16 protein-coding genes and 1 pseudogene are annotated in these 17,162 nt (G+C 34.7%); 11 read left to right on the top strand and 6 right to left on the bottom strand.

Features of this window, described 5'->3' with window-relative positions:
* Positions 1 to 80: 80 nt before the first annotated feature.
* Positions 81 to 215: a BA3454 family stress response protein gene (locus I7822_RS05850; RefSeq protein ID WP_207975985.1), complete on the bottom strand. Its 135-nt coding sequence runs from the start codon at positions 213 to 215 to the stop codon at positions 81 to 83.
* Positions 216 to 351: 136 nt separating this feature from the next.
* Between I7822_RS05850 and I7822_RS05845 the strand changes: the two are divergent.
* Positions 352 to 968, top strand: a pseudogene (locus I7822_RS05845) (aldehyde dehydrogenase family protein); the annotation flags it as partial.
* Positions 969 to 1,113: 145 nt separating this feature from the next.
* Here I7822_RS05845 and I7822_RS05840 read toward each other — a convergent pair.
* Positions 1,114 to 2,208: a GerAB/ArcD/ProY family transporter gene (locus tag I7822_RS05840; protein ID WP_207975983.1), complete on the bottom strand. Its 1,095-nt coding sequence runs from the start codon at positions 2,206 to 2,208 to the stop codon at positions 1,114 to 1,116.
* Positions 2,209 to 2,546: 338 nt separating this feature from the next.
* Between I7822_RS05840 and I7822_RS05835 the strand changes: the two genes are divergently transcribed.
* Positions 2,547 to 3,026: a sensor histidine kinase gene (locus tag I7822_RS05835; protein WP_243459286.1), complete on the top strand. Its 480-nt coding sequence runs from the start codon at positions 2,547 to 2,549 to the stop codon at positions 3,024 to 3,026.
* 341 nt (positions 3,027 to 3,367) lie between these two features.
* Here I7822_RS05835 and I7822_RS05830 read toward each other — a convergent pair whose 3' ends face one another.
* Both I7822_RS05830 and I7822_RS05825 read right to left on the bottom strand, forming a co-directional pair.
* Positions 3,368 to 3,859, bottom strand: a complete 492-nt coding sequence (locus I7822_RS05830; protein ID WP_243459285.1) for a hypothetical protein — start codon at positions 3,857 to 3,859, stop codon at positions 3,368 to 3,370.
* Between the two features lie 591 nt (positions 3,860 to 4,450).
* Positions 4,451 to 5,200, bottom strand: a complete 750-nt coding sequence (locus tag I7822_RS05825) for an HAD family hydrolase (RefSeq protein WP_207975979.1) — start codon at positions 5,198 to 5,200, stop codon at positions 4,451 to 4,453.
* Positions 5,201 to 6,332: 1,132 nt separating this feature from the next.
* On the opposite strand from I7822_RS05825, the gene I7822_RS05820 reads away from it, so the two are divergent.
* Both I7822_RS05820 and I7822_RS05815 read left to right on the top strand, forming a co-directional pair.
* Entirely contained in the window at positions 6,333 to 7,745 is a 1,413-nt protein-coding gene (locus I7822_RS05820; RefSeq protein WP_207975977.1) for a PQQ-dependent sugar dehydrogenase, read from the top strand.
* A gap of 193 nt (positions 7,746 to 7,938) precedes the next feature.
* Positions 7,939 to 9,534, top strand: coding sequence for an acetolactate synthase large subunit (locus I7822_RS05815; RefSeq protein WP_207975975.1), 1,596 nt, complete (start codon positions 7,939 to 7,941; stop codon positions 9,532 to 9,534).
* 164 nt (positions 9,535 to 9,698) lie between these two features.
* Here the strand turns inward: I7822_RS05815 and I7822_RS05810 are convergent, their stop codons facing one another.
* Positions 9,699 to 10,259 carry a hypothetical protein gene (locus I7822_RS05810; RefSeq protein ID WP_207975973.1) on the bottom strand — a complete coding sequence of 187 codons (561 nt, stop codon included), beginning with the start codon at positions 10,257 to 10,259 and terminating at the stop codon, positions 9,699 to 9,701.
* A gap of 119 nt (positions 10,260 to 10,378) precedes the next feature.
* On the opposite strand from I7822_RS05810, the gene I7822_RS05805 reads away from it, so the two are divergent.
* The 7 genes from I7822_RS05805 to I7822_RS05785 all read left to right on the top strand — a co-directional run bounded on the left by I7822_RS05805 (position 10,379) and on the right by I7822_RS05785 (position 15,067).
* Positions 10,379 to 10,945, top strand: a complete 567-nt coding sequence (locus tag I7822_RS05805; RefSeq protein WP_207975971.1) for a dihydrofolate reductase family protein — start codon at positions 10,379 to 10,381, stop codon at positions 10,943 to 10,945.
* A gap of 47 nt (positions 10,946 to 10,992) precedes the next feature.
* Complete coding sequence (locus I7822_RS30600) at positions 10,993 to 11,085, top strand: putative holin-like toxin (protein WP_372442109.1); 93 nt, start codon at positions 10,993 to 10,995, stop codon at positions 11,083 to 11,085.
* A gap of 293 nt (positions 11,086 to 11,378) precedes the next feature.
* Positions 11,379 to 11,501: a hypothetical protein gene (locus tag I7822_RS30165; protein WP_279381921.1), complete on the top strand. Its 123-nt coding sequence runs from the start codon at positions 11,379 to 11,381 to the stop codon at positions 11,499 to 11,501.
* A 293-nt stretch (positions 11,502 to 11,794) separates the two neighbouring features.
* Positions 11,795 to 12,745, top strand: coding sequence for a DnaD domain-containing protein (locus tag I7822_RS05800; protein WP_243459284.1), 951 nt, complete (start codon positions 11,795 to 11,797; stop codon positions 12,743 to 12,745).
* Positions 12,745 to 14,007 (top strand): replicative DNA helicase, encoded by a 1,263-nt coding sequence (locus I7822_RS05795; protein ID WP_207975969.1) that lies wholly within the window; start codon positions 12,745 to 12,747, stop codon positions 14,005 to 14,007. Before I7822_RS05800 ends, I7822_RS05795 begins: the two co-directional genes overlap by 1 nt.
* 206 nt (positions 14,008 to 14,213) lie before the next feature.
* On the top strand, positions 14,214 to 14,636 hold the full coding sequence (locus I7822_RS05790; RefSeq protein WP_207975967.1) for a hypothetical protein: 423 nt from the start codon (positions 14,214 to 14,216) through the stop codon (positions 14,634 to 14,636).
* Between the two features lie 173 nt (positions 14,637 to 14,809).
* On the top strand, positions 14,810 to 15,067 hold the full coding sequence (locus tag I7822_RS05785) for a T7SS effector LXG polymorphic toxin (protein ID WP_207975965.1): 258 nt from the start codon (positions 14,810 to 14,812) through the stop codon (positions 15,065 to 15,067).
* Between the two features lie 253 nt (positions 15,068 to 15,320).
* Here I7822_RS05785 and I7822_RS05780 read toward each other — a convergent pair whose 3' ends face one another.
* Entirely contained in the window at positions 15,321 to 16,646 is a 1,326-nt protein-coding gene (locus I7822_RS05780) for an MFS transporter (protein ID WP_207975963.1), read from the bottom strand.
* Positions 16,647 to 17,162: the final 516 nt, after the last annotated feature.

Below are 17,162 nucleotides of genomic sequence, written 5' to 3'. Positions count from 1 at the left end.
TTATAAGGATTGGACGAAACCAGAGTCATCCAGTGTTAGAGGTAAAGAAAAAACATTATAACGCATGTTCTTGTTGTTGTTTAACTTGCCCATTGTTTCAGCACTTGTTCTTTTGCAATTTGATAAACTTCCTCTTTTGAATTGTTTTTGTTAGCTATTACATTTGTTTGATAAATTTTCCCCTTGAATGTTACGTTGATTGTATACTTGTACATTTTGTTCTTTCTCCTTTCATTATAACTATATTATAAATGTGATTTTTTAAGTTCTGATGGATTTTATGTAAAGGTTTATTAAGTTTTATACCTCTTGTAAAGTAATGATAATTCGCTGAAGATAAGGGGGATGATCGATCCAATAGGAGAAGAATTGGAACGCATAAATAAGGATAATGGACTGATTATTAGTAAGAGACGTGTGCCACTCGGTGTCCTCGGTATGATTTATGAAGCCCGTCCGTAACCATTGATGCAGCTACGCTGTCTTTAAAAACAGGAAATACAGTTCTACTACGTGGATCTAGTTCAGCTAAACACTCCAATTTGGCTTTAGTTACGTCTATACATCAAGCATTGAAACGTGTGCAATTCCCTCAAAATGCGGTACTTTTAATCGAGGATACGTCACACGAAACTGCTAAAACATTATTTAACTTAACAGAGTATTTGGACCTTTTAATTCCTCGTGGAGGCAAAGATTTAATTGATTTAGTGGTACGTGAAGCAAGTGTGCCTGTTATTGAAACAAGGGCTGGTAACTGCCATGTTTTTGTTGATGCAACCGCAAAATACGATATTGTAAGACCATTCGTACTAAATGCTAATACTCAGCGTCCATCAATATGTAATGCGATTGAAAGTTTATTAATCCACGATGAATTTTTTAATAATTATGGGAAGGAACTACTTGAAACGGTATCAATTGCTGGGGTTAAATTTTATGGAGATGAAAAAGTTTGTAAAGCATTTCTAGTTAAAATAAAGTTTAATCATAATTGTTCAAATAACGTTAATTTAATTAAGATAACGAGCCTGTTTTGAAAAAAAGGTTGATCATTTTCTCTATGTTATTCAACTATCGATTCCTGTTAGCGAAATAAATTGTTAATAAAATTTACTGCCTAGTTATGCTTCTTCTTAATTTCGAAACTCCTAATAGTGTAATCGGAATTACCAAACCCATCGTTCCGAAATAAAAAAACATCCATTTAATAAAATCACTGGTATATACAATATTTGGGTATACAACTATAGAAAGAACAACCAATATAATACCTAAAGGGAATGTCAAAACCTTATAATCCTTTAACTTCAAAGTATGAGCTAGGGACAAAATAGATGCATAAAAACAAATGGCTAATTTAAAAAATATAGAAATAAACCAAATGCTCGCTATTACAGCTTCAAGTCGTTGCAGAAAATTCCCAATATTAATTTTTTCGGAAAGAGTAAAAGTCGGATAAAATTGCCTAGCTGTTATATTTACACCAAGAACTAATATGGATACCACTGTAAATATAATTAATAGAATTCCTGCTTTTAATGCCCCCGAAAAGAATTTTTTTTCCACTCCTTTCTTCTGTTGTACATAAGGAATAATCATTAGAAAAACAGAAAATTGAAAAAAAGGAACGGCGATGAAAGGGAGACTCGCTCGAACTATGGTTTTTACTTCGCTCTCAAAAAGAGGTTGTATATTTGTAAATTTAACTTCAGGGGTAAGAGCGATCAACAGTATTAACATCATAAAGATTAACCATGGATAAAATATTTCCGCTGCCCGAGCCAACGTCTCAAGTCCTAAACGAATCCCCAATATCACAACAACAATAAAAATAATTAAGATAGCTTGTAGAGGGGTTTCTGGCATAAGGAGCGTTATTACGAAGTCACCCACATCCCGAAGAACAAAGGCACAAATCATATAAAAATTAAAGAAAAAGGCTAAATTAACTAATTTCCCTATCCATTTTCCTAAAATGACTTCCGTATATTGAGCAAAATTCAAATTAGGATAAAGCTTTGCAAGGGAAGTAATGAGTTTAACAACCAACAACCCAATCACTACTCCAAATCCAGCAGGAATCCAAGCATCTTGTTTTGCTTCAGCAGCAAGAGACGAAGGAATGTAAAGGATAGAACTGCCTATAGTAAATATGAAAACAAATATCTGAAATTGCCTTACTGATATCACACCATTTTCAAGCACACTTATACCTCTTCCTGTAAAATTGTATCTTTCCACTTTACCCTAAATAGTATTAACCCTCCTATAAACTATTAAACATTTCTAGCTTCTGCGAGAAAGAACATAACATGGTCTTCCGTTTGACGTACTCTAACGCTAGCGTAGAGCAGTTTTCCCTCCTTAGAAAATACATACAATGGTATTGTCTTTTACAATTAAAAGGTACAAGAGTTGAACAGTGGGATTTGTACATATTTAAATTAGCATTTGCATTTACGTTAAAATCAGGGTTATTCAAAAAACCAGTCCATAGTAGCACAAGTGTTATTCCGTTAAAGGGCGCATTTCTTGAATAAGAGATGTGTTTTTATTTATTTAAAGGGCCATTTTCTGGAATCATCGAAGTTCTAGATCAAAAATCAAAAAGGCTAAAAATATTAACAGACGATTTATTTGAAGCTACAAAGGCGTCCAGCGGAAATATGCCAGTTAACTTTGAGAAAATTGATATCGTGTCTTTAATAACCCAGGTACTAGGGGAAGTGAATGACAAAATTGAATCATTAGATTTAGAATTTAAGAAGAATTATCCAAAGGAGAAGTTATATATTACAGGAGATGGGAATTTATTGTGGAGGTCCATCGAGAACTTATTATCCAATATATTTAAATATGCCTTTAAAGGCTCAAGGGTATATATCTCTATCGAGGATTTAGGCAGAGATATCCTTCTTACCTTCAAAAACGTCTCAGCTTATGAGTTAAATATCTCAGCAGACGAATTAATGGAGCGTTTTAAAAGAGGCGATGGTCCAGAACTAGCCAAAGTAGCGGCTTAGGACTGTCCATTGCGAAAAGCCTAATTGATAATACAAAAGGGGAAATTTAACATACAAATTGACGGAGATTTATTTAAAGCAATGATCTATCTACCTAAACATAAAATTAGTAATGAGTGGTTGATACTTTTTTTAAAAGCAACAGTATTGGAATAGGACATCAAAGGGATGTCCTATTCTTATTTAATATTGAAAAAAATTTGTGAATCTTTATGAAAATGGAAAATCCCGTATACAAAGTTGAAAATGATTGGTAATGAATTTGATTTAAATTATGATGGAAACTATTATTCTCCTACTTAGCTTAGTAATGATTGAAGAGGGCTTCTTCAAATAAGACTCTATTCATTTTGAGATCGTTGGATGTTCTGGTATGGATTAAAATCCTCTAGAGATGATTCAGGTGCAACATGAATAAACTCCTCATTCCTATTATATTCGGAATGTTTTTGTTTCCCTAATGACTTATATCTTATATGAACTTCTTCTACAAATTCAGGTTTCTCTTCTATTGAAGATGACTGTTTCATGCCGGATACCCACGTCTCGAGTTTATAAGTTCCTCTTTCAATGATTTCACACAGATCTTCAAGGGATTGGACCAACTCCATTAAACAATCCAATCCGTTCCTTAATACGATAAGACCTTTTCGTTTTGCTTTTTGAATTGAGTGTTCCATCCTGTACGAATTTTCGTTATATTGAAATTCAATATAACAGCTTGTACGATCCCAATTAAAATTGAATTCTTCAATATCTAAACGCTTCATAATCTTTTTAAGCTTTCTTTCACACATAATATCTTGCTCTTTATATCGGATCAATTTTAACATACCAATCACCATCCCTCTTTATTGTTTCAAGTTGTGAAATGCCGAGCGCCTAATACCATTGATTTCTACAAAATGTTCTAAATTCCTGTTATAAACGTTTTACATTTGTCGACTTTTTTTGCAAAAAAATAAACGGGAAGGTGTTCATACAGTAAGGAAGAATTTTGAAGGTTAAAAGATTTTAGGGGATATTAATTGATTCGTCACGAACCTGGAACAAGGATAAGCGCTCATTTTCCATTTAGGGCCGTATTCTTAAACAACACTTTTAAGTAAACTGGTTGATGATGGATGAGGTTGAAGAAGGAATTTATATTCCTTTTTGCAGAAATATTAGTTAAATAAATAGATTGCAGGTGAGTATGTTAATAGCAATGTTAATTACTACAATTACTTGAGGAGAGGAACACAATCTACGCAAAAGGTAGAAAGGTTCCCTTCTACTCGACTAATTCATGGTGAGCCCCTTAAAAACAGATTTCATGTATAAAAAGTGCAATTATCTTTTTTGTAATCGCACTGGTCTAGGTAATAGAATAGTACAATCTCCATTAGGTAAAATTATTTTTCATTTTTTACGAACTTGAAGTATTATCTATAAGTTGACATTGCATGCTGTTGGATATGCTTATGAATGACATCAGGTACTACTTGAAGTGAATTTAGTGTCAAAAAAACACTAGTATGCTCAACATTAACTTCAACAACGTTATATTCCCATTCTGTTTCAGCTGGAATATATATTGCATGGATATCCATTTCAAGTGCTGGGACAATATCAGTTCTTAATGAATTTCCAACCATCCAAGTTACTTTAGGATCGGCTTTAATTGTTTTTAAAATATCCGATAGTGCTGTTGTATCTTTATGTTCCGAAATAAAAATACGATGTTCAAAATATGTAACGAGTTCTAACTGGGCAATTTTCTTGCTTTGATTAGCCTCATCCCCACCTGTGTGTAAATATAATTCATGTCCTTCTTCTTTTAAACGTTGTAGTGTTTCACTCATATATGGAATTGGTTCAACGGGAATTTCAAATACCTTAAACCCCAACTCTCTTAAATATTGGATTTCGTCTTTTCTCTTTTCCTTCCCTGTTAAGTCACAAAAGTATTTATAAGTACCAACAAATGACTCTGGAAACCGTTCCGACTTTAAACCGTGCTGACTAATCGCCGTAACATCAATTTGAAGTTGTTTCTGTTTTATTTCTTCCTTGGTTATAGAGTCAAACCATGTGATCATTTGGTCAGCGAACTCACCTATTACTTGATTAAAATATCTATTACAGTATGACAATGTATCGTCAAGGTTAAATAAAATGTTTTGTTTTTGCATTATTTACTCCTTTCCAAGTATTTTAAGCTCTAACTATTGTCCCACAATGTCTAAGTTAATATTACTTGAAGTTAAATAAGTAGCCTGTAAAAAAATGTACTCTAAAAATACGGTTTTATTATAGTTACCTGGTTCATTTTAGGGGGAAAATGACAAATAACTTACTTTTTTAAAGATCAAATTCTATAAGGTTGGTCTTTTATTTTCACTGTTAAATCACCGTTTTAACATACAAACGAGCATATGAATTCGTAAGGAAAATAACAAGTGACCTATTCGTTATTTGTTAAAAGCTTTGTTAAAACATATCTTTTAGAGACAAATACCGGAATGGGAAGAGGAAGTTGGTAAAACAAGAATTAGAGATTATATTTTAATCTGGTAAGGAGATCATGTGTTTGAATTGATTTTCACAGAAATGTTTGGAGGTTTATTGCCCATTTTTGTGACTGTGTATTAACCAAATAAGTCAAGGACTAATTGAGAAACTCGAATCCTACTATTTTTTGTTATAAAATGTAAATTGTTGCGGTTGCCTAGGAAATATTTTCATATAAAACTATTGGGGTTCAATAGAAGCAACTAAGCGAATTACTCCTTTTATTTTCAGTTTAATTGAAAAGTACAAACTAGGATCACCGAATGCTGCTAGGATTCTAGGATATTATCATGCTGCTATTAATGATGTTTTTGTTATACCATGGTATTTAAAATATTTGTGGGATGTGGCACTTCCAAATCAATATAGCAGCAACCTGTCTCCTGTGTTAACAACCCCTCGATTTCCTACATATCCCTCTGCACACGCTCTATTGCAGGATGTACAGATGTTATATTAAGTTATTTCTATCCACCAGAATCATTAAATAGAAAAAAATAATGGAGGAAGGTGCTCAATCTCGTTTATACGCAGGAGTACATTTTAAAGTAGATAATGATGAAGGTTTGATATTATGGAGGCAAATTAGAGAGAGGGTTGTAAAGTTACTACAGGTACGAATATCCGCAAAATAATAAAACTTGTGTTTTTAGCCACTTTGCATTGTCAGATTCCCTGGTCCTAATTAGGTACTTATGGATCTGTTCTAATCATATTCTTATAAAAGAAAAATATATAAAGGAGGTTAAGCTGTTGAAAAAAGTTAAAGTTCGATTACGGCCCATTGTACATAAGATAAATTTACCCACTGTTTTGAAAACAGCGATACTACCAGGTGACTCAATGGAAAGATTATTTATTGCAACCCAGCTAGGAGAGATCCTTTATATAGGAAACGGAGAAATTAGGACTTTTTTAGATATTCGCCCGCGTGTCATAAAACTAGGTGCTTCTAGTGGTGGATATGATGAACGAGGATTGCTAGGGCTAGCGTTCCATCCCAACTTTTATTATAACGGTCTGTTTTATCTTCATTATTCAGTAGCTGGAACACAAGGTCCAGGTGCTCTTCCTGAAGATTTTAAACCTGACCCGTGTGATCCTAGCACGTTAAACCTAAGGTGGATAAATAGAGAAACTCAATATGATCATATTGATACAGTTGAAGAATGGATTTTACAATCGAATGGCGGGCCGCAAAAACTACGAACTTTACTTAACTTAAGAAGACCATTTTCGAATCATAATGGTGTCAATAGTTTAAACTTTTCACCTGAAACAGGAAAGCTTGTTTTAACAACCGGAGACGGTGGGTCAGGCTATGATCCATTTAACTTAAGCCAAGACGATTTAGAAATCGCTGGTAAAATAATTGAAATTGATGTAGGTATGAATACATACATCAATAATCCCCCCAGTGTCACTCGTTTTAATGAACTTCCCGCAACTATTCAACAAACGCTCACGGTAATGGCCAAAGGGGTTCGCAATATACCAGGCATTTCATTTCAACGGTTTAATCATCAGTATATTAAATATGTGGGAAATGTCGGACAGGATTTGGTCGAGTCAATTTTTTCATTCGATCATTATAAACCCATACCGGTTACACATCTAATTCAAGCTACCCTCATGAATTCTGTTCCTGACCAAGAAGGATTTATTAACTTTGGCTGGCGGGGGTGGGAAGGTACTTTTCCTACTTCGACCATAAGTGGCTGTACGAATCATTCGACTTTGGATAAGAAAACCATTGCTTATTACAATGAATCAGTAGCACTTTCAGGGAGTCGTCTTCAGCCTTTAACTAGTTATTTTCATATAGATACCAGACCCAATAAGTTTGGAGGAACTGCACTTACAGGAATGCAAGCCTATATGGGGAATAGAATCCCTGGTTTAACAGGAAGCGTTGTGTTTACCGATCTTGCCCGGAAAGAATCTCAATCGCAGGTTCGAGGGGCATTAGCTTATACCAGGGTGAGACCCGATGGGAAACAAAATGATTTTAGTGTGATTCAAACTGATTATGATTTTGGCTCTCAATCAGCCTATTATATAAGTTTGGGAGCGAATCTGAATCAAACTAGTTTATATTTAGGGGTTTATGGCTCAATGAAAGTGACTGATTTTAACAAAGGCACCGTTTTTGAAATCGTTCCATGAATGAATTTAATTGAATCCAAAATAAACCAAGGGAGCAATCATGCTCCCTTGGTTGTTTATTTTTCAGGGTATTGAATCAAACTAATCAAGAAGAACTTTATATACTTACCTTATAAAATACATTTAATCAATAAAGAATTAATAATCTTTTGATTATTGCATCCTAAAAAACAAGTCTTTTAAGGAGGCCACTATGAAGGTATCGGACCTGATCGTAAATTGTTTGGAAAATGAAGGTGTAGAATACGTATTTGGGATCGTAGGCAAAGAGACTCTTGATCTAGCAGATTCGTTAGCAAAATCTAAAAAAATTCACTTTGTCAATGTGAGGCATGAACAAGGTGCTGCCTTTATGGCGGATGTTTATGGAAGATTGTCAAAGAAAGTGGGTGTATGTTTATCCACCTTGGGCCCAGGGGCTACAAACCTTTTGACTGGAATTGCTAGTGCACAACTCGATCATTCACCCTTGCTAGCATTAATTGGACAAGCAGATGTGGAGCGGAATCATAAGGAATCTCACCAATATTTAGACATTATAAAAATAGTTGAACCAGTAACAAAGTGGTGTACACAAATCAAGGATTCACAGACTGTACCTGCTATCATTCGAAATGCGTTCAGATTGGCTATGATGGAAAAGCCAGGATCGGTAGCGATTACGTTACCAGAGAATTTTTCATCTCAAATGATTCCTAATAAGCCATTGCCAGTAAGGGAATTACCTGAGAGTGTACCTGTTATGGAAGCTATCAAGGCTGCCTTTACCCTAATTAATAACCGTACAAAACCATTTATAGTAATAGGAAATGGAGTACTTAGACAAAATGCAACCCTTGAGTTCCTAACCTTTATTAATACCCTTCAATCCCCTGTTACTCACAGCTTTATGGCAAAAGGTGTATTAGATAAAGAACACCCTTGTAATTATTTCACATTCGGGTTTAATGAGGATGATGAGGTTTTAACCGGTATTAACCAGGCTGATTTATTAATAACTATTGGTTTTGACTTTGTTGAAAAATTGCCAAAAGAGTGGAATGGAAGAAAAATACCAGTTTTACATATTGATTCATTACCAGCAGAAACAAATGAATTTTATCCTGTTGAGTGTGAACTGGTTGGGAACATAAAGAAAATACTCCAATTACTAAATGAATTCGAATTACCTACCAAGTCTTGGGAACCTTTCGGAAATCTAAAGGAAAGATTATTTACTGCTTATCAAATAAATAGGAATCAACTAAAACCGACTAATCTACCATTTACCATTGAAAATATGCTTCACTGTATAGAAGATTACACAGCGGAAAATAGCATTGTTATTTCAGATGTCGGAGCCCATAAAGTGTCAATCGCCCGAACGTTTCAGCCAAAAAAGCCAAATGGGTTAATCATATCAAACGGTTTTGCTTTTATGGGAATAGCCATACCAGGTTCTATCGGGGCTAAACTTGCTTGTCCTAATGACCCGGTCCTATGTATTACTGGAGATGGTGGGGCGTTAATGAATTTTGCTGAAATAGAAACTGCCTCCAGGTTAGGCCTTTCATTTATTATCATTGTAATAAATGATTCAATGTTAAAACTTGAAAAGCAGCAAATGGATAAGTTATTTGGAGAAAGTTACGGTGTGACCTTTGCGAACACAGATTATATTCAATTAGCTGAAGGATTAGGAATAAAAGGAAAGCAGGCTAGGAGCCTAACAGAATTTCAGACTGCTCTACAAAAGTCCCTGCAAACCTTAGATAATATAGTCTTAATCGAGGTTTTCTTACAAAATTGAACAACAAACTCCCAGCAAATTTAACTGATGTAGAAGGTTAGAAAGGCCAATTCATATTATCCATTTGGCAAATAAAATGAAATGTACATCACCGACCTTGGGATCTTTTAACCGCCTGAAAAAATGGGTAGTGTTCTTTTAGACCGGAGTGATTTGTAGGATCACTAAATGATACTCATTTTTAATCTTTTAAAAAGGAATAAAGCCATTTCAACCCATAACCAGCTATAAAGGAAAGCAAATAAAAAGATACTTCCTGTTGTAAGAAATGAAAAGGAATCAGGGACGGTCGGACCTAAAACTGGAAAGTGAAAAATAAATAGTAGACACATAATTCCTAACATTAAAAGCATTGCACCAGTAGCAATAATACTTATTCTCTTCCTAAAAAAGGAAAAAGATGCCCCTATGCCAAGTCCCAACAAGCCTGTTGTAAAAGGAAAAACAATTAGTTCAGTTGGCTGTAGGATGAATAACAACATAATTGTCAGAAAATAGGACATTATTCCAAATGGAATGGAAAACATGGAACATAACAGAATAGGTGCAGTGGAAAGCGGACTTAAAAAATATCCTATACCTGGTAAAAAGCCACCAGCAGCCTGGAGAATAGCAGCAATACAGGCAAAAATAGATACTAAAATGAGTCTCATCGTTTTTTTATGTGTATTGAATATGTTTTGAGATAAACGAACCTCATCAGAAATAGGTTTTAAAAAATACACCGTTCCACCTCATTCTAAAGGATTTTATGTTACCATACATTATATTGACCAGTTATTATGGGGGAACTTATTTTTAATGGTCCAAACATTAAATCTGTATGATAACGTGAGGGAGAGTTATGTCAAATTTCGTAAAACAGAGAAGAATTATTTTAGATTTAGCAGTTACTTTAGATGGTTTTATTGAAGGGAAAAATGGAGAAGTTGATTGGTGCATCATGGACTCTGAGATGGAGTTTATTCATTTCTTAAACCAAATTGATACGATTTTTTATGGAAGAAAAAGCTACGATTTATGGGGACAATTTACTCCTGAAAGTATTGATGATACTGAAAAAGAAATTTGGGAATTAGTACATTGTAAAGAAAAATATGTGTTTTCCAAAACACTAAAAGAGACCGATAATAAAGCAATATTCATAAATGATAATATTCTTGAAGAAGTATTAAAACTAAAGAAAAAGCCTGGTAAAGACATCTGGCTATATGGCGGAGCAAGTCTTATTACTACTTTTATCAATTTAGGGATTGTTGATGAATTTAGATTATCTATTCACCCTGTTATTTTGGGAGAAGGAAAACCGTTGTTTATTGATATTAAACAGAGGTTGAATTTAAAAATGGTTAATACAAGAACGTTCTCTTCTGGTGTTGTGCAACTAATCTATCATTGGAATGGTAATTAATACGATCGTTAATTCCAAAAATAAATTGCAACAAATACCATTAGGTAATGCATATGATGACAGTTTTTCAAACAATAATGCTTATGATAGCATTTGCTAGTTTGGTGTTGACCATCATATCTTTTAGTGACAAAAAATAACCCACCCTTGAGCTTTGACAGTGCAATAGGGTGAGTTATTGACCCAACAACGCATATCCCTTTGAGGGGAACCTAGTTATTGCATGACTGTTTGGTGTTCGAGCACCGAACAGTCTTTTTTAGTTAATGCTTTTACTATAATTAGTATAACCAAAGATTTCTTAGTGTAAAAGTCTGGTGAGTATCATGAGATCCTGATCCTAGCGATCTACTACCTTTACTCTAACTACATCAGCTACGGGAGATAATAACAGAATCCAGAAACCGAATGTGTTGAAGTAGACGATGGTTTCATGAGTCGTTCTACGATACGTGGGCAAAAAGAAAAAGAAAAAGAAAAAGAAAAACAACAACAAAAAGAAAAAGCTTTTAACCCTAATAGTGAGAATAATCCAGAAATAGATGATCAATCGTAAAACTAAAAATCAAAAGATGTAAAAGAGATGATAGATTTCTTCTGGAGTGACTGTTCAAAATTTCCATAGGTAACTGAATATAGAATACAAACGTTTCTTACACATTGTAAGGGACGTTTTTTATTTTGAAAATGAAAACATTATACAAATTATTTTTAACTAAACAAGAGATTAATAGTCACACAGAATGGTATTGTCACAAAAAATTCACATTTTCATACGCTACTTTTCCCCTCACTTTTCGCTATATAGAGTATGAAAAGAATATTCAGAAGAAAGGGTAGTGATTGTAAATGGCAAAATATCGTATGGTGCGTACTGATTTTTGGAAAAACCCGATTGCTTTAGAAGAGATGACCCCGGAGGATAAGTATTTTTACCTTTATCTACTTACGAATCCAAATACGACTCAAATTGGAATCTATAAAATTACGAAGAAACAAATGGCGTTTGATTTGGGTTATTCGCTTGAGAGTGTACATTCATTAATGGAACGATTCACCCGGCATCACAAGCTGATCCGTTACAATCCTGAAACAAGAGAACTCGCCATTAAAAACTGGGGGAAATATAACCTTCATAAGGGCGGTAAACCTGTTATGGATTGTATTAATACTGAATTAAAAGAAGTCGAGGATCTCTCGCTTATTTCATATGTTGCCGAAACTATTAATAAAGAGGAAATTCGTAGTCTATATGAATCTTTTTCTAAACACGATTTAGAGAAGGAAATTAGCCAACAAATTGAAGATGATACATATCCAGTTACTGAATGTGATGAAGTTGATGATACAATCTTACCTCCTGATACGATACCTGGCCAAAAAGAAAAAGCCTTTAACCTAAATAAAGAGAATAATCCAGACATCGAGGACCAATCACAAAATCAAAAAACAAAAGATGTGAAAGAAATTGTTGAGTTTTGGGACAGCAATGGATTTGGTTTTTCAAACGTGAATGCGAAAGAGCAGCTGTTATCTTGGTTAGATGATTCTAGCTTTTTACAGTCGAAAGATGTGGTGTTAAAAGCCTTGGCTATAGCCTGTGCGAATAACAAGCGAAAGCTAAACTATGTCATTGGGATTCTTAAAAACTGGGAAAATGAATCTTTACTGACCGTTGAAGAAATTGACTCTTATCAGGAGAACGAAAACCATGTGCATAAGCAATCGACTGAATCATTACCTAGTGGGCGAGCGATTCCGAGTGGATTTGAACTTGATTTAACTGCAGGTGAAGAGTGATGGGTATTGCTGAAAAAGCATTCTTAGGAAGCCTGATGAAGGCCGAGTACCTACTCAAGGATACCGTCATCCAACCTGAACATCTGGAACGTACACAGCATAGAGAATTAATGCGAAGAATGCTGGAGTTAAAAGAAGCAGGTAAGAATGTTGATTTAATCACAATGACAACCTTACCTGATCTCAAATCATTAGGCGGAATGTCTTACCTTTCGGAGCTGTTATCATTTGCGGACGTGGAGAAATTTGAAGGAATTGAGAAGCTTATTCTCGATCTTTGGAAGGAACGGGAAAAGAAAAACATTTTAACCATTGCAGCAAACAATGATTGGGAGATTGCTAAGGTTGTTGCCGAATTGGATAAAATTAACCAAACGAAGATGGATGATCATACCTCCTTACAACAAGCGTTGACAAATATCTATGAGGCACCATGGGAGGACCAAATCAACTTAAAAAGTGCAACAACTGGTATTAAAAAGCTCGACGAAGTGACAGGAGGCTTTCAGGATGGGGAAGTGACGATTGTGGCGGCAAGACCGTCAATGGGGAAAACCGATGTCATGCTTCATTTTGCAAAAATGTCGGGTTGGACGGGCTTTCTGCCACTCGTCTTTTCCTTGGAAATGCCTGAAAAGTCGCTAACCACTCGATTAATTGCTTCGACAGGGAGCTTTAACCGTACAAAAATGCGGGATCCGAAAAGAATGCTAAGTGAACGCCAAAAGAATAAATGGTCGGACGTGATTGGTGAGCTCAATGAAACTCATATGCAAATTTTTGATGGTGCTGGACAAACGATTGCTGAGATGAGAGCGAAAACGCGAAAATTGATAAATCAATTCCCAAACAAAAAACCCATCATTTTTATCGATTACTTAACACTCATCCTTTCAAGTGAATCTTACGGAGGTAATGCCCATTTACAAGTAACTGAAATATCCAAATCGATCAAAACGATGGCAAAGGATTTTCATTGTCCAGTCATTTGTCTTGCCCAGCTAAATCGATCGGTGGAATCAAGAGCCAACAAACGGCCGATGATGTCTGATATTCGAGAATCGGGCAGTGTTGAACAAGACGCTGATGTCATTTTGTTCTTGTACCGAGAAGCGTATTATGACAAGGAAACCCAGAATCATTCTCTTGAAATCATTGTTTCGAAAAACAGAAATGGGCCAGTTGGAACCATTGCAGTGAATTACAACGAGTATACAGGAAAGATTGAGGAGCAAAAGGAACTGAGGCTTACCCAGCAATAACTTTAAGAACGAAGACGTAAGGTGATAAAGCGAGACTTCTATCAGTGGGGGTTTTCTTCACTCCTCACTGAATAGTAACGAAACTTATCAGACCTTTACGCGCAGTTATCCATTAAACTTCTTCTTTGCTTCTCTTGAGTCAAGAGGTGGGGGGCTAACTGCCCGTTAAGAATAGGATAAAAATTCTCAGATCGAGGTGATATCACGTGATTGTAAAAGATCTTTACCTGGATTCTATACGTTTAGAAGAATCCTCATTGGCCCATTACATCCACCATTTACTTACAGAACAGAAAATATCATTAGATGACAACATATCCAAAATAGACCTTGATCAAGCAGATCATCAGAAAGTAGCGGAAATGATTGAAAACAATGTCTTAAGTTTTCAAAAGATTGGCATCTACTCACTAAAAATGAACCAGAATAAATATGTGTTTATCTTTGCTCACAGCCAGGAACAGGCAAGCCAATACTATACCGAAACATTTCGTCAAACCCCATTGTCCTGTCACGAATATTTCCTCGATTTCGAGCTTTCAAGAGGAAATGAGGTGATTTCGTTTCGGGACATGAGGAGGGAATTCGAGAGTTTTCCAGCGATAGCGGGGTATTTTATGGGATGGTGAGAAAATAAGAGAAGGGGACGCTTTTATTTCTTCAGTCTTTCGATAGCTTTGATGCTCTCGGTACTAATTTGGGGTTTTTTTTAATAAATACTTTTATGATAGGAAAAAGGTGACTCTATTTTTTCTAGTAGAATAAGAGTAGAGTCATTTTACTAATCAGTGTTTTTATCCCATTGGAATATCATCAAATAGGTGAATGTTCCTTTTTTTATCAATTATTTCATTTAAATGATGTCAAGTCACAAGAGTGTATAAATCTCAGAGAACAGCTTGAACAGGTAAAACGAAAATGCAATGACATCGTTACTCTAGATGATCAGTTTCAAGGCAAGGGAGCTGATGCCATCAAGAACTTTTATCGAGCCCAAATCGATGTTGTAGAAGCATGGCTTCGCCTGATCGATCGACATAGAGGTCATCAATCCTGTTGAAAATCTTTTGAAGCTCATCCTGCTGGCTTGCGACATCGTTCGTGTGAGACTAGGTAAATTATCATTTAGTATAGAATAATTTTAAAAAAAGCATGGTATCCATGCTTTTTTTTGATATGAATATTGTTTCCTATAAATCTAAAGTGAGTGCTGTTGCAACAGTAGCACCTACCACAGAAACCCTCATTTTTTCCTTTTGTATAATGAATTAATTTAATCGGTAACTTAGTAGCGTAACAGAAGATGCGCCTAGTTATGCAGCTCTACCACTCTTTAATTTTATATATTGATTTTTATCATCAATCAATAATAGAACGAGGAGACAAAAAATACACATCGTAATCGCTGTAATGAATAACACCTCTATGCCTCCCGATACTTTAGCTAATAAATACCCCGACACTGCTCCGCCAACTGTAGTACCAATTGAACGGAATAATGTTACTAGTGATATTGAAGCATTCGAATATTTACTAGGGGACAATTGTATGATTAGTGTTTTAATAGGTGAGCCAATTACTATGCCACCTCCTAATCCAAATAGCATCGTAGAAATAATAAAAAGGGGAATACCCCCTTTAATAAGATATAGAAGGGAACTAGATAACAAAACAATTATGAATCCTAATATCAAAGTCTTCTTGGGACCAATTACATCTACAATCATTCCACCTAACAATGTTGATACAACGCCGATTAAAGTTATTGGTATTAATAAAAAACCTGAAGTACCTGCTTCCATAACAAATAAGTTTTCACCTATAAGTGGAACGATTAAGGGTATCACATATAAAAAACCAGCTAAGAAACTAAGCAAAAGAACTAATGAATAATTTTTACCTTTTAGTAATTTTACGTTAATGATTGGATTTTTGTGTTTTGATTCTGAAATTAAAAATATACTCGCAAAGAAAAACCCTATAATAAATGCTATGGGATAGGAGTTAGTAATACCAATCATAATAAATAGAGTCGCTAAACTTAAAAAAAGAGCACCTCTTATATCTACTGTAACCTTAACCTTTTGTTTAAATGAAACATCTTTTAAAAGCACAACCCACATTAAAATTAATATTGGGATATTAATTAAGAATATCCATTTCCAAGACAAATAGTTAATAATAAGTCCGCCAACAAGAGGACCTAATACCATTGAGACAGAGTACACGCAGCCTACGATTCCCAATGCTTTGCCTTGTTTATTTTTGTCGAACATCTTGGCGACTTCTGCATTAGCAATAGGAATTAGCGAACCTCCACCGATACCCTGCAATACTCTTCCTAGTAGAAAAATTATGTAATTTGACGTTATACACGATAATACTAAACCCACAATGAATAAGCTTATTCCGAAAAATGCTACGAACTTTCCACCATAATCATCGGCTAATTTTCCAGTAATGGGCACAGTAATAGCATATGAAAGTGTAAAAATAGTAAAACTCCAAATACCCCAGTTCTCGCTTATGGAAAAGTAATCACCTATAATTGATAATGCTGGATTTACTATGCCATTATCCATAGCTCCAACAAAGACACCTAATAAATAAATAATAAACATTTTTTTGTTCTTTTCCATTCTTAATCCTACTTTCTTCTGCGTTTCTAAAAATATAACATTATTTGTTAAAATGTGAGTAAAGAAATATGAAAATAGACCTCAATTAATCCATTGTTATGTAATTAATGCCAAAAATATAAAGCTATTGTATCAACACCTATCTACATTGAAAAGGAAAATCTAACCTTATGTATCTCATTTTCCTTGAAAAGCAACAAACTATGTTTATGGGTACGGCGGAATATGTAGATTAACGAATAAGTCTATTTTTTAACTCGAAGTATTGATACATGGTAGCCAAAAAAATTAGATCTTTGAGAAGGGCAGATGATTCATCTGTCTTTTTTGTGGTTTTAATTGTAATTTATCGTTTATCGGATAATGCCGGAAATATTGAAGAGAATCAAAGTTTGCTTTTAATCTAGATACAACTGTTTGGTCTACCAAACAATATATTGTTATAGAAAATGTTGATGAGTTTGTTTACTGCTTAACTACAGTAGATGAATACAATATTGTGCGATGGATGATGTA

Origin of the sequence: Metabacillus bambusae (genome assembly GCF_017497975.1) — a bacterium.
GTDB classification, from domain to species: Bacteria; Bacillota; Bacilli; order Bacillales; family Bacillaceae; genus Metabacillus; species Metabacillus bambusae.
The sequence above is the reverse complement of the archived record's forward strand: the minus strand, read 5'-3'. Positions and strand labels throughout refer to the sequence as shown.

Excerpts from the sequence above, each read along its gene's own strand:
- I7822_RS30165 (WP_279381921.1), top strand. The coding sequence starts at position 11,379 with ATGAGTCGTTCTACGATACGTGGGCAAAAAGAAAAAGAAAAAGAAAAA.
- I7822_RS05780 (WP_207975963.1), bottom strand. The coding sequence starts at position 16,646 with ATGGAAAAGAACAAAAAAATGTTTATTATTTATTTATTAGGTGTCTTT.
- I7822_RS05795 (WP_207975969.1), top strand. The coding sequence starts at position 12,745 with ATGGGTATTGCTGAAAAAGCATTCTTAGGAAGCCTGATGAAGGCCGAG.
- I7822_RS05805 (WP_207975971.1), top strand. The coding sequence starts at position 10,379 with ATGTCAAATTTCGTAAAACAGAGAAGAATTATTTTAGATTTAGCAGTT.
- I7822_RS05815 (WP_207975975.1), top strand. The coding sequence starts at position 7,939 with ATGAAGGTATCGGACCTGATCGTAAATTGTTTGGAAAATGAAGGTGTA.
- I7822_RS05835 (WP_243459286.1), top strand. The coding sequence starts at position 2,547 with ATGTGTTTTTATTTATTTAAAGGGCCATTTTCTGGAATCATCGAAGTT.
- I7822_RS05830 (WP_243459285.1), bottom strand. The coding sequence starts at position 3,859 with ATGTTAAAATTGATCCGATATAAAGAGCAAGATATTATGTGTGAAAGA.
- I7822_RS05800 (WP_243459284.1), top strand. The coding sequence starts at position 11,795 with ATGGCAAAATATCGTATGGTGCGTACTGATTTTTGGAAAAACCCGATT.
- I7822_RS05850 (WP_207975985.1), bottom strand. The coding sequence starts at position 215 with ATGTACAAGTATACAATCAACGTAACATTCAAGGGGAAAATTTATCAA.
- I7822_RS05825 (WP_207975979.1), bottom strand. The coding sequence starts at position 5,200 with ATGCAAAAACAAAACATTTTATTTAACCTTGACGATACATTGTCATAC.
- I7822_RS30600 (WP_372442109.1), top strand. The coding sequence starts at position 10,993 with ATGCATATGATGACAGTTTTTCAAACAATAATGCTTATGATAGCATTT.